This is a genomic window from Kitasatospora sp. NBC_01266 (assembly GCF_036242395.1).
Classification (GTDB): Bacteria; Actinomycetota; Actinomycetes; order Streptomycetales; family Streptomycetaceae; genus Kitasatospora.
The window spans coordinates 3,660,715-3,679,404 of record NZ_CP108458.1; the positions used below are offsets into that span (position 1 = coordinate 3,660,715).

At 68.8% G+C, this 18,690-nt stretch carries 14 protein-coding genes and 1 tRNA gene; 3 read left to right on the forward strand and 12 right to left on the reverse strand.

Features of this window, described 5'->3' with window-relative positions; genetic code table 11:
* Nucleotides 1-21: 21 nt before the first annotated feature.
* The 12 genes from OG403_RS15780 to OG403_RS15835 form a co-directional block, all read right to left on the reverse strand.
* Nucleotides 22-3,927, reverse strand: coding sequence for a DNA-directed RNA polymerase subunit beta' (locus OG403_RS15780; protein WP_329564875.1), 3,906 nt, complete (start codon nucleotides 3,925-3,927; stop codon nucleotides 22-24).
* Between the two features lie 101 nt (nucleotides 3,928-4,028).
* Nucleotides 4,029-7,502: a DNA-directed RNA polymerase subunit beta gene (gene rpoB, locus OG403_RS15785; protein ID WP_329564876.1), complete on the reverse strand. Its 3,474-nt coding sequence runs from the start codon at nucleotides 7,500-7,502 to the stop codon at nucleotides 4,029-4,031.
* Nucleotides 7,503-8,156: 654 nt separating this feature from the next.
* Entirely contained in the window at nucleotides 8,157-8,540 is a 384-nt protein-coding gene (gene rplL, locus OG403_RS15790; RefSeq protein ID WP_329564877.1) for a 50S ribosomal protein L7/L12, read from the reverse strand.
* 91 nt (nucleotides 8,541-8,631) lie between these two features.
* A complete protein-coding gene (gene rplJ / locus OG403_RS15795) occupies nucleotides 8,632-9,195 on the reverse strand; it encodes a 50S ribosomal protein L10 (protein ID WP_329564878.1) in 564 nt (187 codons plus the stop codon).
* 403 nt (nucleotides 9,196-9,598) lie between these two features.
* Nucleotides 9,599-10,459, reverse strand: coding sequence for a hypothetical protein (locus OG403_RS15800; protein WP_329564879.1), 861 nt, complete (start codon nucleotides 10,457-10,459; stop codon nucleotides 9,599-9,601).
* A gap of 66 nt (nucleotides 10,460-10,525) precedes the next feature.
* Nucleotides 10,526-11,464 carry a hypothetical protein gene (locus tag OG403_RS15805; RefSeq protein WP_329564880.1) on the reverse strand — a complete coding sequence of 313 codons (939 nt, stop codon included), beginning with the start codon at nucleotides 11,462-11,464 and terminating at the stop codon, nucleotides 10,526-10,528.
* A gap of 20 nt (nucleotides 11,465-11,484) precedes the next feature.
* The gene (locus OG403_RS15810; protein ID WP_329564881.1) at nucleotides 11,485-12,360 is read right to left on the reverse strand and encodes a hypothetical protein; all 876 of its coding nucleotides are present in this window, start codon (nucleotides 12,358-12,360) and stop codon (nucleotides 11,485-11,487) included.
* Nucleotides 12,361-12,636: 276 nt separating this feature from the next.
* Complete coding sequence (gene rplA, locus OG403_RS15815; protein WP_329564882.1) at nucleotides 12,637-13,359, reverse strand: 50S ribosomal protein L1; 723 nt, start codon at nucleotides 13,357-13,359, stop codon at nucleotides 12,637-12,639.
* Between the two features lie 73 nt (nucleotides 13,360-13,432).
* Nucleotides 13,433-13,867 (reverse strand): 50S ribosomal protein L11, encoded by a 435-nt coding sequence (gene rplK, locus OG403_RS15820; protein ID WP_266296769.1) that lies wholly within the window; start codon nucleotides 13,865-13,867, stop codon nucleotides 13,433-13,435.
* 157 nt (nucleotides 13,868-14,024) lie between these two features.
* Nucleotides 14,025-14,999, reverse strand: coding sequence for a transcription termination/antitermination protein NusG (gene nusG / locus OG403_RS15825; protein ID WP_329564883.1), 975 nt, complete (start codon nucleotides 14,997-14,999; stop codon nucleotides 14,025-14,027).
* 224 nt (nucleotides 15,000-15,223) lie between these two features.
* The gene (gene secE / locus OG403_RS15830) at nucleotides 15,224-15,511 is read right to left on the reverse strand and encodes a preprotein translocase subunit SecE (protein WP_442911069.1); all 288 of its coding nucleotides are present in this window, start codon (nucleotides 15,509-15,511) and stop codon (nucleotides 15,224-15,226) included.
* 276 nt (nucleotides 15,512-15,787) lie between these two features.
* A tRNA-Trp gene (locus OG403_RS15835) sits at nucleotides 15,788-15,860 on the reverse strand.
* A gap of 216 nt (nucleotides 15,861-16,076) precedes the next feature.
* Between OG403_RS15835 and OG403_RS15840 the strand changes: the two genes are divergently transcribed.
* The 3 genes from OG403_RS15840 (at nucleotide 16,077) to OG403_RS15850 (ending at nucleotide 18,680) form a co-directional block, all read left to right on the forward strand.
* Entirely contained in the window at nucleotides 16,077-17,315 is a 1,239-nt protein-coding gene (locus OG403_RS15840; protein WP_329564884.1) for a pyridoxal phosphate-dependent aminotransferase, read from the forward strand.
* Between the two features lie 84 nt (nucleotides 17,316-17,399).
* Nucleotides 17,400-18,470 carry an adenosine deaminase gene (locus tag OG403_RS15845; protein ID WP_329564885.1) on the forward strand — a complete coding sequence of 357 codons (1,071 nt, stop codon included), beginning with the start codon at nucleotides 17,400-17,402 and terminating at the stop codon, nucleotides 18,468-18,470.
* A 6-nt stretch (nucleotides 18,471-18,476) separates the two neighbouring features.
* The gene (locus tag OG403_RS15850) at nucleotides 18,477-18,680 is read left to right on the forward strand and encodes a hypothetical protein (RefSeq protein WP_329564886.1); all 204 of its coding nucleotides are present in this window, start codon (nucleotides 18,477-18,479) and stop codon (nucleotides 18,678-18,680) included.
* The last annotated feature ends 10 nt before the right edge of the window (nucleotides 18,681-18,690 follow it).

Below are 18,690 nucleotides of genomic sequence, written 5' to 3' on the forward strand. Positions count from 1 at the left end.
CCCTGCGGTTCAACAACCGACTCAGCCGGTGTACGGGCCGTAGTCGTAGTCGTCCAGCGGGACCGCCTGGCCGGAGCCGGCGCCGAAGGGCGACAGGTCGTAGTCGTCGTAGCCGACGGCCGAGTACATCGCGGCCTTGGCCTCCTCGGTCGGCTCGACCCGGATGTTGCGGTAGCGGGGCAGACCCGTACCGGCCGGGATGAGCTTACCGAGGATGACGTTCTCCTTGAGGCCCAGCAGCGGGTCCGACTTGGCGTGGATCGCCGCGTCGGTGAGCACCCGGGTCGTCTCCTGGAAGGAGGCGGCCGACAGCCAGGACTCGGTGGCCAGCGAGGCCTTGGTGATACCCATCAGCTGCGGACGACCGGAGGCGGGGTGGCCGCCCTCGGAGACCACCCGACGGTTCTCCTGCTCGAACCGGCCGCGCTCGACCAGCTCGCCCGGCAGCAGCTCGGCGTCGCCCGACTCGATGATCGTCACGCGGCGCAGCATCTGCCGGATGATGATCTCGATGTGCTTGTCGTGGATCGACACACCCTGCGAGTTGTAGACCTTCTGGACCTCGGCGACCAGGTGGATCTGGACGGCACGCTGGCCCATGATACGCAGCACGTCGTGCGGGTTGGTGGCACCCTGGGTCAGCTTCTGGCCGACCTCGACCGCCTCGCCCTCGCTGACGAGCAGCTTCACACGCTTGGAGACCGGGTAGGCGATCTCCTCGGTGCCGTCGTCCGGGGTGACGACGATCTTGCGGGTCTTCTCGGTGTCCTCGATCCGGACCCGGCCGGAGGCCTCCGAGATCGGGGCCACACCCTTGGGGGTACGGGCCTCGAAGAGCTCGACGACACGCGGCAGACCCTGGGTGATGTCGTCACCGGCCACACCACCGGTGTGGAAGGTACGCATGGTCAGCTGGGTACCGGGCTCACCGATGGACTGGGCGGCGATGATGCCGACCGCCTCACCGATGTCGACCAGCTTGCCGGTGGCCAGCGAACGGCCGTAGCAGAAGGCACAGGTGCCGACGGCCGACTCGCAGGTCAGGATCGAGCGGGTCTTGACCTCGCCGATGCCGTGCCGGATCAGCTCGTCGATCAGCACGTCACCGAGGTCGGTGTTGGCGGTCGCGACGAGCTTGCCGTCGACGGTGATGTCCTCGGCCAGCATCCGGGCGTAGACGCTGGTCTCGACGTCGTCCGTCTTGCGCAGCACGCCGTCCTCGCCGACCGTGCCGATCGCCAGCTTGAGGCCGCGCTCGGTGCCGCAGTCCTCCTCGCGGATGATCACGTCCTGCGAGACGTCCACCAGACGACGGGTCAGGTAACCCGAGTCGGCGGTACGCAGCGCGGTGTCGGCCAGACCCTTACGGGCACCGTGGGTGGAGATGAAGTACTCCAGCACGGACAGGCCCTCACGGAACGAGGCCTTGATCGGGCGCGGGATGGTCTCGTTCTTGGCGTTCGACACCAGACCACGCATACCGGCGATCTGACGCATCTGCATCATGTTTCCGCGAGCACCCGAGTCGACCATCATGAAGATGGGGTTGGTCTTCGGGAAGTTCGCGTTCATGGCCTCGGCAACCTCGTTGGTCGCCTTGGTCCAGATGTTGACCATTTCCTGCTTGCGCTCGTCGTTGGTCATCAGACCGCGCTCGTAGTTCTTCTGGACCTTCTCGGCCTGCGCCTCGTAGCCCTCGAGAATCTGCGGCTTGCTCGGCGGCACGACGACGTCCGAGATCGAGACGGTGACGCCCGAACGGGTCGACCAGTGGAAGCCGGCCGCCTTCAGGTTGTCCAGGGTCGCCGCGACGATGACCTTGGGGTAGCGCTCCGCCAGGTCGTTGACGATCGCGGAGAGCTGCTTCTTGCCCACCTCGTAGTCGACGAACGGGTAGTCCTCGGGCAGCAGCTCGTTGAAGAGCGCGCGGCCCAGGGTGGTGGTGAGGCGGAACGGCTCGCCCTCGGTCCAGGCCGGGGTCTGGCCGTCGGTCCACTCCGGGTCCACCGGCGGGGTCCAGCCGCGGGGCGGCACGGTGCCGATCGGCAGACGCAGCTCGATCGGGGCCTGGACGTCCAGCTCGCGGGCGTCGAAGGCCATGATCGCCTCGGCGGTGGAGGAGAAGGAGCGACCCTTGCCCTTCACCTCCTCGCGGTCCGAGGTGAGGAAGAACAGACCGAGCACCATGTCCTGGGTCGGCATGGTGACGGGGCGACCGTCGGCCGGCTTCAGGATGTTGTTCGAGGACAGCATCAGGATGCGGGCCTCGGCCTGCGCCTCCGCGGAGAGCGGCAGGTGGACGGCCATCTGGTCACCGTCGAAGTCCGCGTTGAACGCGGTGCAGACGAGCGGGTGGATCTGGATGGCCTTGCCCTCGACCAGCTGCGGCTCGAAGGCCTGGATGCCGAGGCGGTGCAGGGTGGGCGCACGGTTCAGCAGCACCGGGTGCTCGGCGATGACCTCTTCGAGGACGTCCCACACCACCGGGCGCGCGCGCTCGACCATGCGCTTGGCCGACTTGATGTTCTGCGCGTGGTTCAGGTCGACCAGGCGCTTCATCACGAACGGCTTGAAGAGCTCCAGCGCCATCGCCTTGGGCAGACCGCACTGGTGCAGCTTGAGCTGCGGGCCGACGACGATGACCGAACGGGCCGAGTAGTCGACGCGCTTGCCGAGCAGGTTCTGACGGAAACGACCCTGCTTACCCTTCAGCATGTCGCTGAGGGACTTCAGCGGACGGTTGCCGGGGCCCGTCACCGGGCGACCGCGACGGCCGTTGTCGAAGAGGGCGTCGACCGCCTCCTGGAGCATCCGCTTCTCGTTGTTCACGATGATCTCGGGCGCGCCGAGGTCGAGCAGTCGCTTCAGGCGGTTGTTGCGGTTGATCACGCGGCGGTACAGGTCGTTCAGGTCGGAGGTCGCGAAGCGGCCACCGTCCAGCTGCACCATCGGACGCAGGTCCGGCGGGATCACCGGGACGCAGTCCAGCACCATGCCGTTGGGCTTGTTGGTGGTCTGCAGGAAGGCGGAGACGACCTTGAGGCGCTTGAGCGCACGGGTCTTCTTCTGGCCCTTGCCGGTGCGGATGATCTCGCGCAGCCGCTCGGACTCCTCGGCCAGGTCGAAGGTCTCCAGGCGGTCCTTGAGGGCCGCCGCGCCCATCGAGCCGGAGAAGTAGGTGCCGAACCGGTCGCGCAGCTCGCGGTAGAGCAGCTCGTCACCCTCGAGGTCCTGGACCTTGAGGTTCTTGAACCGGGCCCACACCTCGTCCAGGCGGTCGATCTCGCGCTGCGCGCGGTCGCGCAGCTGCTTCATCTCACGCTCGGCACCCTCGCGCACCTTGCGGCGCACGTCGGCCTTGGCACCCTCGGCCTCCAGCTCGGCCAGGTCGGTCTCGGCCTTCTTGGCCCGCGCCTCGAGGTCCGCGTCACGGCGGTTCTCGATCTGCTGGCGCTCCACCGAGACGTGCGCCTCCAGGGAGGGCAGGTCGCGCTGGCGACGCTCGTCGTCGACCCAGGTGATCATGTAGGCGGCGAAGTAGATGACCTTCTCGAGGTCCTTCGGCGCCAGGTCGAGCAGGTAGCCGAGGCGGCTGGGGACACCCTTGAAGTACCAGATGTGGGTGACCGGGGCGGCCAGCTCGATGTGGCCCATCCGCTCACGACGCACCTTGGCGCGGGTCACCTCGACGCCGCAGCGCTCGCAGATGATGCCCTTGAAGCGGACACGCTTGTACTTACCGCAGTAGCACTCCCAGTCCCGGGTGGGACCGAAGATCTTCTCGCAGAAAAGGCCGTCCTTTTCCGGCTTCAGCGTGCGGTAGTTGATGGTCTCCGGCTTCTTGACCTCGCCGTGCGACCACTGGCGGATGTCGTCGGCGGTCGCGAGGCCGATGCGGAGCTCGTCGAAGAAGTTGACGTCAAGCACTGGTCGTCAAGCCCTCTTTCGTAAGTCGAAAGTCGTTCATCTGGTCTGAGGGGGGCCTGGGGGCGGGCCGGCTGCGGATCGCGCAGCCGGCCCAACCTCCGTCAGACCTCTTCGACGCTGCTCGGCTCGCGCCGGGACAGGTCAATACCGAGCTCCTCGGCGGCGCGGAAGACATCCTCGTCGGAGTCCCGCAGCTCGATGTTGGAACCGTCCGAGGACAGCACCTCCACGTTGAGGCAGAGCGACTGCATTTCCTTGATGAGGACCTTGAAGGACTCGGGAATGCCCGGCTCGGGGATGTTCTCGCCCTTGACGATCGCCTCGTAGACCTTCACGCGGCCCAGGACGTCGTCGGACTTGATGGTGAGCAGCTCCTGGAGGGCGTACGCCGCGCCATAAGCCTCAAGTGCCCACACCTCCATCTCACCGAAGCGCTGACCACCGAACTGCGCCTTACCACCCAGCGGCTGCTGGGTGATCATCGAGTACGGACCGGTCGAACGCGCGTGCAGCTTGTCGTCGACCAGGTGGTGCAGCTTGAGGATGTACATGTAGCCGACCGAGACCGGCATCGGGAACGGCTCGCCGGAGCGACCGTCGAACAGCCGGGCCTTACCGGTGGAGTTCACCAGGCGCTCGCCGTCGCGGGTGAGCGTGGTGTGGTCCAGCAGGCCGGTGATCTCGTCCTCGCGGGCGCCGTCGAAGACGGGGGTGGCGAGGTTGGTGCCGCCCTCGACCTTGTCGGCGCCGATCGCCTGCAGGCGGCGGGCCCACTCGTCGGCCAGACCGGAGACGTCCCAGCCCTGCTTGGAGAGCCACCCGAGGTGGATCTCCAGGACCTGTCCCGGGTTCATTCGGGACGGGACACCCAGCGGGTTGAGGATGATGTCGACCGGGGTGCCGTCCTCGAGGAACGGCATGTCCTCGACCGGCAGGATCTTGGAGATGACACCCTTGTTGCCGTGACGGCCGGCCAGCTTGTCACCGTTGGTGATCTTGCGCTTCTGGGCCACGTAGACCCGGACCAGCTGGTTGACGCCCGGGGGCAGCTCGTCGCCCTCTTCGCGGTCGAAGACGCGCACGCCGATGACCTTGCCGGACTCACCGTGCGGCACCTTCAGCGAGGTGTCGCGGACCTCACGGGCCTTCTCGCCGAAGATCGCGCGGAGCAGGCGCTCCTCCGGGGTCAGCTCGGTCTCACCCTTGGGCGTGACCTTGCCGACCAGGATGTCGCCGGTGACGACGTCCGCGCCGATCCGGATGATGCCGCGCTCGTCGAGGTCGGCGAGGACCTCCTCGGAGACGTTCGGGATGTCCCGGGTGATCTCCTCGGGGCCCAGCTTGGTGTCACGGGCGTCGACCTCGTGCTCCTCGATGTGGATCGAGGAGAGGACGTCGTCCTGCACGAGGCGCTGCGACAGGATGATCGCGTCCTCGTAGTTGTGACCCTCCCAGGACATGAAGGCGACGAGCAGGTTCTTGCCCAGCGCCATCTCGCCCTCGTCGGTGCACGGGCCGTCGGCCAGCACCTGGCCGGCCTCGACCCGGGCGCCCTCGTCCACGAGCACCTTCTGGTTGAAGGCGGTGCCCTGGTTGGAGCGGGTGAACTTGGCCGCGCGGTACGTGTTGTACGTGCCGTCGTCGTTGGCCACGGTGACGTAGTCGGCCGAGACCTCCTGGACCACACCGGGCTTCTCGGCGGTGATGACGTCCTGGGCGTCGACGGCGCAGCGGTACTCCATGCCGGTGCCGACCAGCGGAGCCTCGCTCTTCAGCAGCGGCACCGCCTGACGCATCATGTTCGAGCCCATCAGCGCGCGGTTGGCGTCGTCGTGCTCGAGGAAGGGGATCATGGCGGTCGCGACCGACACCATCTGGCGCGGCGAGACGTCCATGTAGTCGATCTCGGTGCCGGGGATGTAGTCGATCTCGCCGCCACGGCGACGCACCAGCACGCGGGGCTCGGCGAAGTGCAGGTCCTCGGTCAGCGGCGCGTTGGCCTGCGCGATGACGTAGCGGTCCTCCTCGTCAGCGGTCAGGTAGTCCACCTGCTCGGTGACGATGCCCTCGACGACCTTGCGGTACGGGGTCTCGATGAAGCCGAAGGCGTTCACCCGGCCGTACGAGGCCAGCGACCCGATCAGACCGATGTTCGGGCCTTCGGGGGTCTCGATCGGACACATGCGGCCATAGTGCGAGGGGTGCACGTCACGGACCTCGAAGCCGGCCCGCTCACGGGACAGACCACCGGGGCCCAGCGCGGACAGACGACGCTTGTGGGTCAGGCCCGACAGCGGGTTCGTCTGGTCCATGAACTGGGACAGCTGGCTGGTGCCGAAGAACTCCTTGATGGAGGCGACGACCGGCCGGATGTTGATCAGGGTCTGCGGCGTGATCGCCTCGACGTCCTGGGTGGTCATCCGCTCGCGCACGACGCGCTCCATCCGGGCCAGGCCGGTACGGACCTGGTTCTGGATGAGCTCGCCGACGTTGCGCAGACGGCGGTTGCCGAAGTGGTCGATGTCGTCGACCTCGACCACGATGTCGCGGCCCGCGTCGTCACGCCACTCGGTCTCGCCCGCGTGCAGCTTCACCAGGTACTTGATCGCACCGATGATGTCGGGCTCGGTGAGCACGCCGGAGTCCAGCGACTCGGCGTTGCCCAGCTTGCGGTTGACCTTGTAGCGGCCGACCTTCGCGAGGTCGTAGCGCTTCGGGTTGAAGTAGAGGTTCTCGAGCAGGGTCTGCGCGGCCTCACGGGTCGGCGGCTCGCCCGGGCGCAGCTTGCGGTAGATGTCGAGCAGCGCGTCGTCCTGGCCCTGGGTGTGATCCTTCTCCAGGGTGGCCCGCATCGACTCGTACTCGCCGAACTCCTCGAGAATCATCTCGTTGGTCCAGCCGAGGGCCTTGAGCAGCACGGTGACCGACTGCTTGCGCTTGCGGTCGATGCGGACACCGACCATGTCGCGCTTGTCGATCTCCATCTCCAGCCAGGCACCACGCGAGGGGATGACCTTGCAGGAGTAGATGTCCTTGTCGGACACCTTGTCCAGGGTGGAGTCGAAGTAGACGCCCGGCGAGCGGACGAGCTGGGAGACGACGACACGCTCGGTGCCGTTGATCACGAACGTGCCCTTGTGGGTCATGAGCGGGAAGTCGCCCATGAAGACCGTCTGAGACTTGATCTCACCGGTCTCGTTGTTCGTGAACTCGGCGGTGACGAAGAGCGGGGCCGCGAAGGTGAAGTCGCGGTCCTTGCACTCGTCAATGGAGTTCTTCGGCGGCTCGAAACGGTGGTCGCGGAAGGTCAGCGACATCGACCCGCTGAAGTCCTCGATCGGGGAGATCTCTTCGAAGATCTCCTCCAGACCGGACTTCGTGGGGACGTCCTGACCACTCTCCAGGGCCGCCTCGACCCGGGACTTCCAGGCCGCATTGCCGAGCAGCCAGTCAAAGCTCTCGGTCTGCAGGGCCAGGAGGTTCGGGACCTCGAGGGGCTCCTTGATCTTCGCGAAGGAGACGCGGAGCGGGGCGGTGGAATTGGCGTTGTTCGAGGCGTTGCGCGGCGCGGCCAAGAGGGGGGTCCTTCCGAGGGCTCGGAGCTCACTGCGCGCGTACCGGCCGGGCCTTGCCGAGGGGGGAAACCCCAGGTCAGGGCAGCGCACACTCCGGGCGACGAGTCACGGAGCAGCTAACAGGCAGCGCAAAGGGACAGTGTAGCCAAAGGCGACACTGCTGTCCAGCCCTGATTCGGAGACCGAATCGGACACTCCCTACTGCTCGTCCTGCCACTGCCCACTACTGCCACTACCACTGCTGTCACCGGCACCGCCTGCTGACAGCCACTGCGCACTGCAGCGGTGCCCAACCTCGCCTGAGGCAGGCACCGCGACCCACGAGGAGTCATTTCCCGCCGCACCCGTGGTTTATGCATCCCACAGGCACTGAACCTAACGGCCGACCGCCCTCGCGGTGTCGGCACGCGCCTCGAGAATCGCGCGCCGCGTGCCGTTCGTCAAGGCCCCACCGAAGCGTGGACCTCGCACTCTCCATCGCTCCGCAGGCCCGGAGCGTTACAGTCGACCCGGCACCAAGGCCGCTGGGGCCGCTGCCGCGGCGGACCGGCGGAACATGATCACTCTACCCGGCGGCACCGACAGAAAAGGCCGGGCCGGCCACCCGCTAGGGGTGGCCGGCCCGGCCCGAAGTGCTCACTCAGGAGCGAGAAGTCACTTGACGGTGACCTTGGCGCCAGCGGCCTCGAGGGCAGCCTTGGCCTTCTCGGCAACGTCCTTCGCGACCTTCTCCAGCACCTTGGCGCCGGCGGTGTCAACGAGGTCCTTGGCCTCCTTCAGGCCGAGGGAGGTCAGGGTGCGCACCTCCTTGATGACCTGGATCTTCTTGTCGCCGGCACCCTCGAGGATGACGTCGAACTCGTCCTGCTCCTCGACGGCCTCGGCCGGGGCACCAGCGGCGCCGGCGGCGGCGATGGCAACCGGGGCGGCGGCGGTGACGTCGAACTTCTCCTCGAACGCCTTCACGAACTCGGAGAGCTCGATGAGGGTCATCTCCTCGAACTGCGCGAGCAGGTCGTCCTGGGACAGCTTCGCCATGATGGCGTCCTTCCACTAAATCGGCAGGTGGTGCCGGATGTACGGGATTGGCGGGCGCGGGCCCGCTGCGAGGGCGTCAGCCCGTCGCCGATTACTCGGCGGCGGCGTCCTCGGCGGGAGCCGGCGTACCGGCACCGCCCTGCTCGGCCTTCTTCTCGCGCAGCGCGTCCACCGTGCGGACGAGCTTCGAGGGCAGGGCCTGGAAGACCGCGGCAGCCTGCGAGGGCTTGGCCTTCATGGCACCCGCCAGCTTGGCGAGCAGCACCTCGCGGGACTCGAGGTCCGCGAGCTTCTTGATGTCATCGGCGGTCAGCGCCTTACCATCAAGGACACCGCCCTTGATGACGAGCGCGGGGTTCTCCTTGGCGAAGTCACGCAGAGCCTTCGCCGACTCCACCGGGTCACCGGTGACGAAGGCGACAGCCGTCGGACCGGTGAACTGGTCGTCGAGCTCCGTGATCCCGGCCTCATTGGCCGCAATCTTGGTCAGCGTGTTCTTCACCACGGCGTACTGGGCGTTCCCACCCAGCGAGCGACGCAGAGTCTTGACCTGCTTCACCGTCAGACCGCGGTACTCGGTCAGCACGGCCGCGTTGGAGGAACGGAACTTGTCCGCGATCTCCGCGACGGCAGCAGCCTTGTCGGGCCTTGCCATAGGCTTACGCCTCCTTCCGTGATGTCGAGGTCGGCCGACCTGGACAAGTCGACCTTCGGTGCCTCGGACCACGGTGGGGAAGGAAACCCCTGCGAAGGCGAGCCTGCGCGGAGAACGAGCCCCGGCGGAGAGCGAACTCCGAGCGGAGAACGAACCCCGACGGAGAACGAAAGAAGCCCCGGTGCGCAGTCGCACGGGGGCTCATGAAGACCTCGACGGATCACACGGAAAACCATGCGGACCGGAAGTCCAAGCTCCAGACACTCCTGCGCGGGCTGCCTGCGACGAAGCGCAGATCCTTCGGTCGGGCGTCTCCTTGCGGACACACCTCGACAACCAGCGGTCTTTGGCAGAGACCAACATACGGGTCAACGGGCGGGTGCGGCAAATCGGGCCACGCCGGTCAGCTGCCGCCCAGGTCCTGGGTGTCGTCCTCGGCCGGCGCGGTGACGGCGAGCTGGCCGCCGAACTCGCTGTACTGCACCAGCTGCACCAGCTCGTCCTTGCTGCCGGTGCCCGAACGCTGGAGCTGGATCAGCTGGTCCTTGTCGTTGAGCCACAGGTCCAGGGTCAGGGTGCTCACCCCGCCCTGGCCGAGCGTGGTCGCCAGCTGGGCGCGGCGGTCGGCGGTCAGCAGGTTCTGCTGGGCGGCGGCGTAGTCGGCGACCGTGACGGTGGCGGTGTAGTGCTCCGCGGTCTGGTCGCCCACCTTCTCCTCCCCCAGCTTCTCCAGGTCACCGGCGCCGGCGGCGGCGGTGACCGCCTGCAGCGGGTTCAGCTGGTCGACCAGGGCCGCGAACGGCGTCTCGGGGCGGCCGTCCGGCCCGTAGACCTCGGCGGTCTTCTGCCAGTGCTTGCCACCCAGCCGGGCCGCCGTGGCCGCGTCGCCACCCTGGTAGGCGACGGTGTCCATGACGATCAGCTGATCGGTGGCGCCCGGATTGGTCTTGGTCAGCTGCATGATCGTCCGCGGCGCCCAGTAGAGCACCCCGAAGGCGCTGTCGCTGGTGCCGTCCGGACTGTCGAAGCGGTAGCTGACCTTGGCCCGGCGGGCGCTCTCCAGCACCTGCTCGGCCGAGAGCAGCACGCCCTGCGGGGAGCGGTCGGCCGGCTTGGACGCCGAGGCGGACGGGGAGGCGGTGGACGGGACGGCTGTGGCGCCGGCCGCCGGCCGGCCGCCGCTGCCCCCGCCACAGGCCGCCAGGGCAGCGGTCAGCGCGACGGCGACCACCGCCGCGCCCGCTGCCCTGCGCGCTCCCGCCACACTCGCCTCCCGATCAGGTCCTGTCAGCCCAGGGTGCCATGCGTTCGTTGACCACTCCCTGGGGGGTCAGTTGCCGCCGCTCTGGCCCTGCTGCGCCCGCGCGATCAGCTGGGCGGCGTCCACGGTGTCGTCCGCGGCCGGCGGGGTGACCGTGACCTGCGTGCCGTAGTCCGTATAGGTCGCGGAGACGTCGATCTGGCCGTTCGCGGTCTGTGACTTCGCCTCCTGCTTGAGCAGCAGGCCCTGGCCGTCCACCCAGACGTCGAAGTGCGCCTTGGTGACGCCCTGCGACTGCAGCTGCTGGCGGAGCGCCGAGACCTGGTCCTGGGTGAGCGAGGTGCCCGCGCCGGACATCTGGCCCAGGTTCAGGTCGGCGGCGTAGTGGGTGGCCGGGGTCCCGTTGACGGAGTCCTTGCCGACCTCGGTCACCTGGCCGGAGGCGATCATGCTCTGCACCGCGGTCACCGGGTCGGCGTTCTTCAGGCTGTTCTCGAAGCTGGTGCCGGCCGCGCCCATCAGCTTGGCGAGATCGGCGTAGTCGTACTTGAACCAGTGCTTGCCGCCCAGCTGGGCCAGCGCGGCCTGCGACATGTGCAGGTTCACGTACATCGCGTCGCTCTGGTAGATCACGTCCGCCGGCCCGCCGCTGCCGACCTTGCTCGTCACCGCGGTCGGCAGCTGCATGGTGAGGCTGCCGAGCAGGCCGTCGCCCCAGGAGATCGGGCCCTGGGCGGTGACCTCGCCGCTGGGGGTCTTGATGTCCTCGGAGACCTTCGCGGACTTCTGCCCGCCGGTCTTCTGGGCCACCTGCTGCAGGAACGCGGCCGGGGTGACGGCGAGCGGCGACTGGGCGGCCGTCGGCGCGGCGCTCGCGGACGAGCCCGCCGCGGCGCCCGCGGCCTTCGAGGAGCCGGCGGACTTGTCGCCGCCGCAGGCCGCGGTGCCGGTGGCCAGGGCCACCACCAAGGCCGCGGCGGCGAGGGCGCGGGTACGGGTGCTGGTCATGCGGATCCCCTCCCTGGGGTTCAGTTGAGGCTGCTGAGCAGCTTGGCGGCGTCGGCCGGATCGGCCTGGTCGCTCGCGGCCGGCGCGCTGACGCCGACCTTCACACCGAGGTTGGAGTACGCGATGGTGCTGGCGTTGGCGGCGCTGCCGTCACTGCTCGGCGAGGAACCGTCGGTGTTCTGCTCCCGCATCTGGAGCAGTTGGTGCTTGCCGTCCACCCAGAAGTCGGTGATCAGTGTGGCGCCGCCGTCGGTGGCCACCTGCATCGCGGCCTTGCGCTGCGCGTCGGTGAGGTTGGGCAGCTGGTCGACCAGGTCCTGGGCCGGCATCGAGCTGCGGTAGTGGGTGGTGCTGCTGCCCGCCACCTGCTCCGCGCCGACCTTGCTGAGCGTGCCGTGCTGCGCGGCGACGGTGAGCTCGGCGGTCGGGTCCATCAGCACGGCCAGCGCGGTGAACGGATCGCCGATACCGCCCGCCGCCGTGCTGAGGTCGATCCAGTGCTTGCCACCCAGCGCGGCGGCCTGCGTGTTGTCCACCCCGAGATAGGAACTGCCGCCCGCCATACGGAACTTGATCGCCTTGCCGGACTGCTGCTCGGAGAGGTCCAGGACCGGCTTGGCACCCCAGGCGTAGACGCCGCTGCCGCTGCCCGAGGAGCCGTCCGGGGAGCTGATGCTGATGTCGGCGCTGCCCGCCTGCTGCATCACGGCGGCCGCCGCGACCAGCTCGCCCTTCGGCCCGAGGTCCGGCAGCGCGGGCGCGCCCGCACCGCCACCGCCGGTGGCGGCGGCGCCCGCGGCACCGGCCGCCGACTTGGCGCTGCTCCCGCAGGCCGCCAGCGACCCGATCAGCAGGGCCGGCACGGCCAGCGTCACTGCGATCCGCGTGATGCGCACGACGATTCCCCCTTTTGTGCTTTTCTCCGATGAGCTGCGGACTCTAGCCGACCATGAAGACAGGATGAAAAGGGGTTTCGGTTCCCGGGGCGAAAACGCGTCAGGGCCCGTGCTCCTTGCGGAGCACGGGCCCTGATGGTGCATCAGACCAAGCTGGTTGGACCACTGGATCAGACCAGGTGATCAGACCGGACAGGTCGGATCAGATGGGTCAGATCAGACCGACGCTGTGCGGGTGAGCTGGTCCTGCCACCTCACTCGCAAGCTCGCTCGGTGTCAGACCGACGCCGGGTCTTCCTCGGTGAGGAGGTTCCGGGTGCGGTTCGGGTCGACCTGGATGCCGGGGCCGATCGTGGTGGAGATCGCGGTCTTCTTGATGTAGCGACCCTTGGCGGCGGACGGCTTGGCCCGCAGGACCTCGTCCAGCGCCGCGGCGTAGTTCTCGACCAGCTGCTCGTCGGTGAAGGAGGCCTTCCCGATGATGAAGTGCAGGTTCGAGTGCTTGTCCACGCGGAACTCGATCTTGCCACCCTTGATGTCGGTGACAGCCTTCGCCACGTCCGGGGTGACGGTGCCGGTCTTCGGGTTCGGCATCAGACCACGGGGACCGAGCACGCGGCCCAGGCGGCCGACCTTGCCCATCAGGTCCGGGGTGGCGACGACGGCGTCGAAGTCCAGACGACCCTTGGCAACCTCGTCGATCAGCTCGTCGGAGCCGACGATGTCGGCGCCCGCAGCCTCCGCAGCCGCGGCACGGTCACCGGTCGCGAAGACCAGGACCCGGGCGGTCTTACCGGTACCGTGCGGCAGGTTGACGGTGCTGCGGACCATCTGGTCGGCCTTGCGCGGGTCGACACCCAGACGCATGGCAACCTCGACGGTCGCGTCGAACTTGCTGGTGGAGGTCTCCCGGGCGAGGCGGATGGCCTCGAGCGGGGCGTACAGGCGGTCGCTGTCGACCTTGAGGTCCGCGGCCTTGAGAGCCTTGCTGCGCTTCACTGCTGCTCCTGAGTTGTGGAGTCGTGGTGTGCGGGCCGCGCGGGCCCTACCACTGAACGACGAAAGAAGGGGTTCAGCCCTCGACCGTGATGCCCATGGACCGGGCGGTACCCGCGATGATCTTCTCCGCGGCGTCCAGGTCGTTGGCGTTCAGGTCGGGGAGCTTGGTGGTGGCGATCTCGCGCACCTGGGCCGAGGTCAGCTTGGCGACCTTGGTCTTGTGCGGCTCGCCGGAGCCCTTCTCCACGCCCGCGGCCTTCAGGATGAGGCGAGCGGCCGGCGGAGTCTTGGTGATGAAGGTGAAGCTGCGGTCGTCGTAGACCGTGATCTCCACCGGCACGACCATGCCACGCTGCGACTCGGTCGCGGCGTTGTAGGCCTTGCAGAACTCCATGATGTTGACGCCGTGCTGACCCAGCGCGGGGCCGACCGGCGGGGCCGGGTTGGCCGCACCGGCGTTGATCTGGAGCTTGATAAGCCCCGTGACCTTCTTCTTCTTGGGAGGCATGTCTCTCCGGGTCCTTCCTTCGATGGACGTGCGCACGGCTCCGGGGCGACACCCGGGTATGCGTACACACAGCGGACCAGGCTAACGCGGATGCGCCGCCCGGCCAAAACGGGATCGGGGGCGAGGCCTGGGCCCCGCCCCCGACAAGCGTGTGAGGTCAGTTCTTCTGGATCTGGTCGAACGACAGCTCGACCGGGGTCTCGCGACCGAAGATCTCGACCAGGCCCTTGACCTTCTTCGAGTCCGGGTTGATCTCGTTGATGGTCGCCTGCAGGGTGGCGAACGGACCGTCGGTGACGGTGACCGAGTCGCCCACCTCGAAGTCGAGCACCTGGATCTCGGCCGGGCGGACCGGCGAGGGCTTGCCGGCCTCCTTGGCGGCGGCGCGCTCGACGTCGGGGGCGAGCATCTTGACGACCTCGTCCAGGGTCAGCGGGTACGGGTCGTAGGCGTTGCCGACGAAGCCGGTGACGCCCGGGGTGTTGCGCACCACGCCCCAGGACTCGGCGGTCAGGTCGAGGCGGACCAGCACGTAGCCGGGGAGCTTGTTCTGCCGGATCGTCTTGCGGTCGCCGTTCTTGATCTGGACGACCTCCTCCTGCGGCACCTCGGCCTGGAAGATGTACTCCTCGACGTTCAGCGAGACGGCGCGCTGCTCCAGGTTCTGCTTCACCCGGTTCTCGTAGCCGGCGTAGGTGTGGATCACGTACCACTCGCCGGGCAGGGTGCGCAGCTCCTCGCGGAACTTGGCGACCGGGTCGACCTCCTCGGCCGGCTCCTCGACGGCCTCAGCGGCCTCCTCGGCGTCCTCGACGGCCTCAGCCGCCTCGACCGACCCGAGGGCCTGCGCGAAGGCCTCGTCCTCGTCCACCTCGTGCAGCGCGGCCTCCTCGGCGGGCCGGCCGGCCTCGGCCTCGTCCGCCTGCTCGACCTCGTCCTCGTCGCTGTCCGCGGCGTCGACGATCTGCTCGGCGTCCTCGGAGAAGTCCTCGTCCTCGACGGCCTCGGCGGCCTCGGCGACCTCAGCGGCCTCGGCGTCGGCAGCCTCAGCCGCATCCAGCTCGGCGGCGACATCCGCCTCATCCGCCTCGCGGACGGGCTCGTCGGCGTCGTACAGGGGGGACTCAGACACGGTGGCTGCTTCTTTCCTGGAGGGGTGGAGATGGTACGGCTCCGGGTCAGGCCGGTCGCTGGCCCGATGCGCGGGCGCGGGGCGGCGGTGACTCGAAGTCCCAACAGTACCGACTCAACGGTAGCGGGCTCGTCCGCGCGGCGGCGACAGCTCGACCCGGGCGGTCCCCCGTTGGTGCTCTCGAGGGGCCGACCCGGGTCGGGGGTGAAGCTGTGGCGGCTGGATCAGCCGAAGATCCAGAAACTGGCCTTGGCGAAGCCCCAGTCGAGGGTCGCGACCAGACCGATCATGACGGCCACGAAGACCACCACGACGCTGGTGTAGTTCATCAGTTCGCTCTTGGTCGGCCAGACGACCTTGCGCAGCTCGGCGATGATCTGCCGGTAGTACAGGCCCATGCGGGCGAAGGGGCCCTGCTTGGCACGCTTGCCGGGGCTCTTGGTGCCGTCGCCGCCCGCCGCCCTGTTGGCGCGCTTGCGGGCACGGCGGGAGAGAGCCTTGTCATCCTCGATCGCAGCGCCCTCGACGGCGTCCTCGATCGACGCCGCGTCCTCGGCACCCTCGGGGTTGCCGCTCTCAGGCGTTGCGGTGGAGCCCGTGGTCTCCGTCACTCGTCCTCACCTGAATCCGGGTCCTGCCGAAGGTCACTGACGTGCCATGGAAGCACGGGCGATCCGGCGCAGTGCTGGCAAAAACTACCGAAAAACCTAGCGAAAAAACATGGCGCCTTCTCCGCATCAAGCCCGCTCGCTCCGATGGAGCGAACGGGCTGGACGAGGATCTAGCAGCAGGGCACGAGGGACTTGAACCCCCAACCGCCGGTTTTGGAGACCGGTGCTCTACCAATTGAGCTAGTACCCTTCGGCACCTGGCGGTGCCGGAGACGACGCCTAACCTACCGCATCCCGGAGCCCGCGTGGTGAACGCTTCGGATCCTTGAGGTGGCGGGTGTTGCCGTCGATCAGTGAGTGTACGGGTTCGGCGGCGTTTGGTCGAACCTTTCACCAGGCGGACGTGACGCGTACGGATCGTGAAACGCCACACCACCGGCCGGGCGGCTTCTGCGACGATGCAGGTATGAGCGACTCCACCCCCGCCAACGTCCGCCCGTCCGACCGCCGGGTCTCCGCCCGGGTCGGCGCCATCGCCGAGTCCGCCACCCTCGCCGTCGATGCCAAGGCCAAGGCCCTCAAGGCGGCCGGCCGCCCGGTGATCGGCTTCGGGGCCGGTGAGCCGGACTTCCCGACCCCGGGCTACATCGTCGAGGCCGCCGTCGAGGCCTGCCGGGACCCGAAGAACCACCGGTACACCCCCGCCGGCGGCCTGCCCGAGCTCAAGGCGGCGATCGCGGCGAAGACCCTGCGGGACTCCGGCTACCAGGTCGACGCCTCCCAGGTGCTGGTGACCAACGGCGGCAAGCAGGCCATCTACGAGGCCTTCGCCGCGATCCTGGACCCGGGTGACGAGGTCATCGTCCCCGCTCCGTACTGGACCACCTACCCCGAGTCGATCCAGCTGGCCGGCGGCGTGCCCGTCGAGGTGGTGGCCGACGAGACCACCGACTACAAGGTCTCGGTGGCGCAGCTGGAGGCCGCCCGGACCGAGAACACCAAGGTGGTGCTCTTCGTCTCGCCGTCCAACCCGACCGGCTCGGTCTACACCGAGGCCGAGGCCGAGGCGATCGGCCGCTGGGCGCTGGAGCACGGGCTGTGGGTGCTGACCGACGAGATCTACCAGCACCTGGTCTACGGCGACGCCACCTTCACCTCGCTGCCCGCGCTGCTGCCGGGGCTGGCCGACAAGTGCATCGTGGTCAACGGGGTGGCCAAGACCTACGCGATGACCGGCTGGCGGGTGGGCTGGCTGATCGGTCCCAAGGACGTGGTGGCCGCCGCCGCCAACCTGCAGTCGCACGCCACCTCCAACGTCAGCAACGTCGCCCAGCGGGCCGCGCTGGCCGCGGTCAGCGGTGACCTGACGGCCGTCGAGGAGATGAAGGTCGCCTTCGACCGGCGCCGGCAGACCATCGTGCGGATGCTCAACGAGATCGAGGGCGTGCTGTGCCCCGAGCCGCTGGGCGCCTTCTACGTCTACCCGTCGGTGAAGGGCCTGCTCGGCAAGGAGATCCGCGGCAAGCGCCCGCAGACCTCCGCCGAGCTGGCCGCGCTGATCCTGGACGAGGCCGAGGTCGCGGTGGTCCCGGGCGAGGCCTTCGGCACCCCCGGCTACCTGCGGCTCTCCTACGCGCTGGGCGACGCGGACCTGGCCGAGGGCGTCAGCCGGATGCAGAAGCTGCTGGGCGAGGCGCAGGACTGACCGGACGTCCGATCAGCTTGGGGCCCACCGCCCCTGTCACTCCTTCGAGGGATGTGACAGGGGCGGTTCCCGTATCCGGGGTGGATGCGGCAGGATTCGCCAATGGAACAGCATGCAGTGGAACAGCGAGACGTCCGGGCGCTGCCGAAGGCCCATCTCCACCTGCACTTCACCGGTTCGATGCGACCGGCCACGCTGCTGGAGCTGGCCGACCGGCACCGGGTCCGGCTGCCTGAGGCGCTCAGTTCTGCCGCCCCGCCCAGCTTGCGCGCCACCGACGAGCGCGGCTGGTTCCGGTTCCAGCGCCTCTACGACACCGCCCGCTCGGTGCTCCGCGACGAGCAGGACATCCGGCGCCTGGTCCGGGAGACCGCCGAGGACGAGGTGGCGGACGGCTCGCGCTGGCTGGAGATCCAGGTCGACCCGACCTCCTACGCGCCGCGGCTCGGCGGGCTGATCCCGGCGCTGGAGCTGATCCTGGACGCGGTCCGGGAGGCCTCGGCGGCCACCGGCGTGGGGATCCGGGTGCTGGTCGCCGCGAACCGGATGAAGTCGCCGATGGACGCCCGCACGCTGGCCCGGCTCGCGGTGCGCTACGCCGACGACGGCGTGGTCGGCTTCGGGCTCTCCAACGACGAGCGGCGCGGGCTGGCCAGGGACTTCGACCGGGCCTTCGCGATCGCCCGCAAGGCCGGCCTGCTGGCCGCCCCGCACGGCGGGGAGCTGGCCGGGCCCGACTCGGTGCGGGACTGCCTGGACGACCTGGGCGCGGGCCGGATCGGCCACGGGGTGCGGGCCGCCGAGGATCCGCGGCTGCTGCAGCGGCTGGCGGACCGTCAGATCACCTGCGAGGTCTGCCCGGCCTCCAACGTCGCGCTCGGGGTCTACGAGCGGGCCGCCGCCGTGCCGCTGCGGGCGCTCTTCGAGGCCGGGGTGCCGCTGGCGCTCGGCGCCGACGACCCGCTGCTGTTCGGTTCCCGGCTGGCCGCCCAGTACGAGCTGGCCCGTACCGTGCACGGTTTCTCGGACGCCGAGCTGGCCGAACTGGCCCGCCAGTCGATCCGCGGCTCGCGCGCGCCGGAGGGCGTGCGCAAGGAACTGCTCGCGGAGGTCGACACCTGGCTCACCAAGCCGGTGACGCGCATGGAAAGCTGACGCCCCATGAGCTCGCATCGCACCAGCAGCCACACGACGCACACCGTGCGCACCACCTCGACCACGCACCGCATCGTGGTGCACCACGTCACCGTGGTCCGCCACAGCTACTACTACCGGAGCACCCACGGGGCCGGGCTGGGCCTGACCCTGTTCGTGCTCCTGCTGCTGGTCCTGGTGGTGTGGCTGGTGGCGCGCCGGGCGCGCTGAGCCGGCCGGC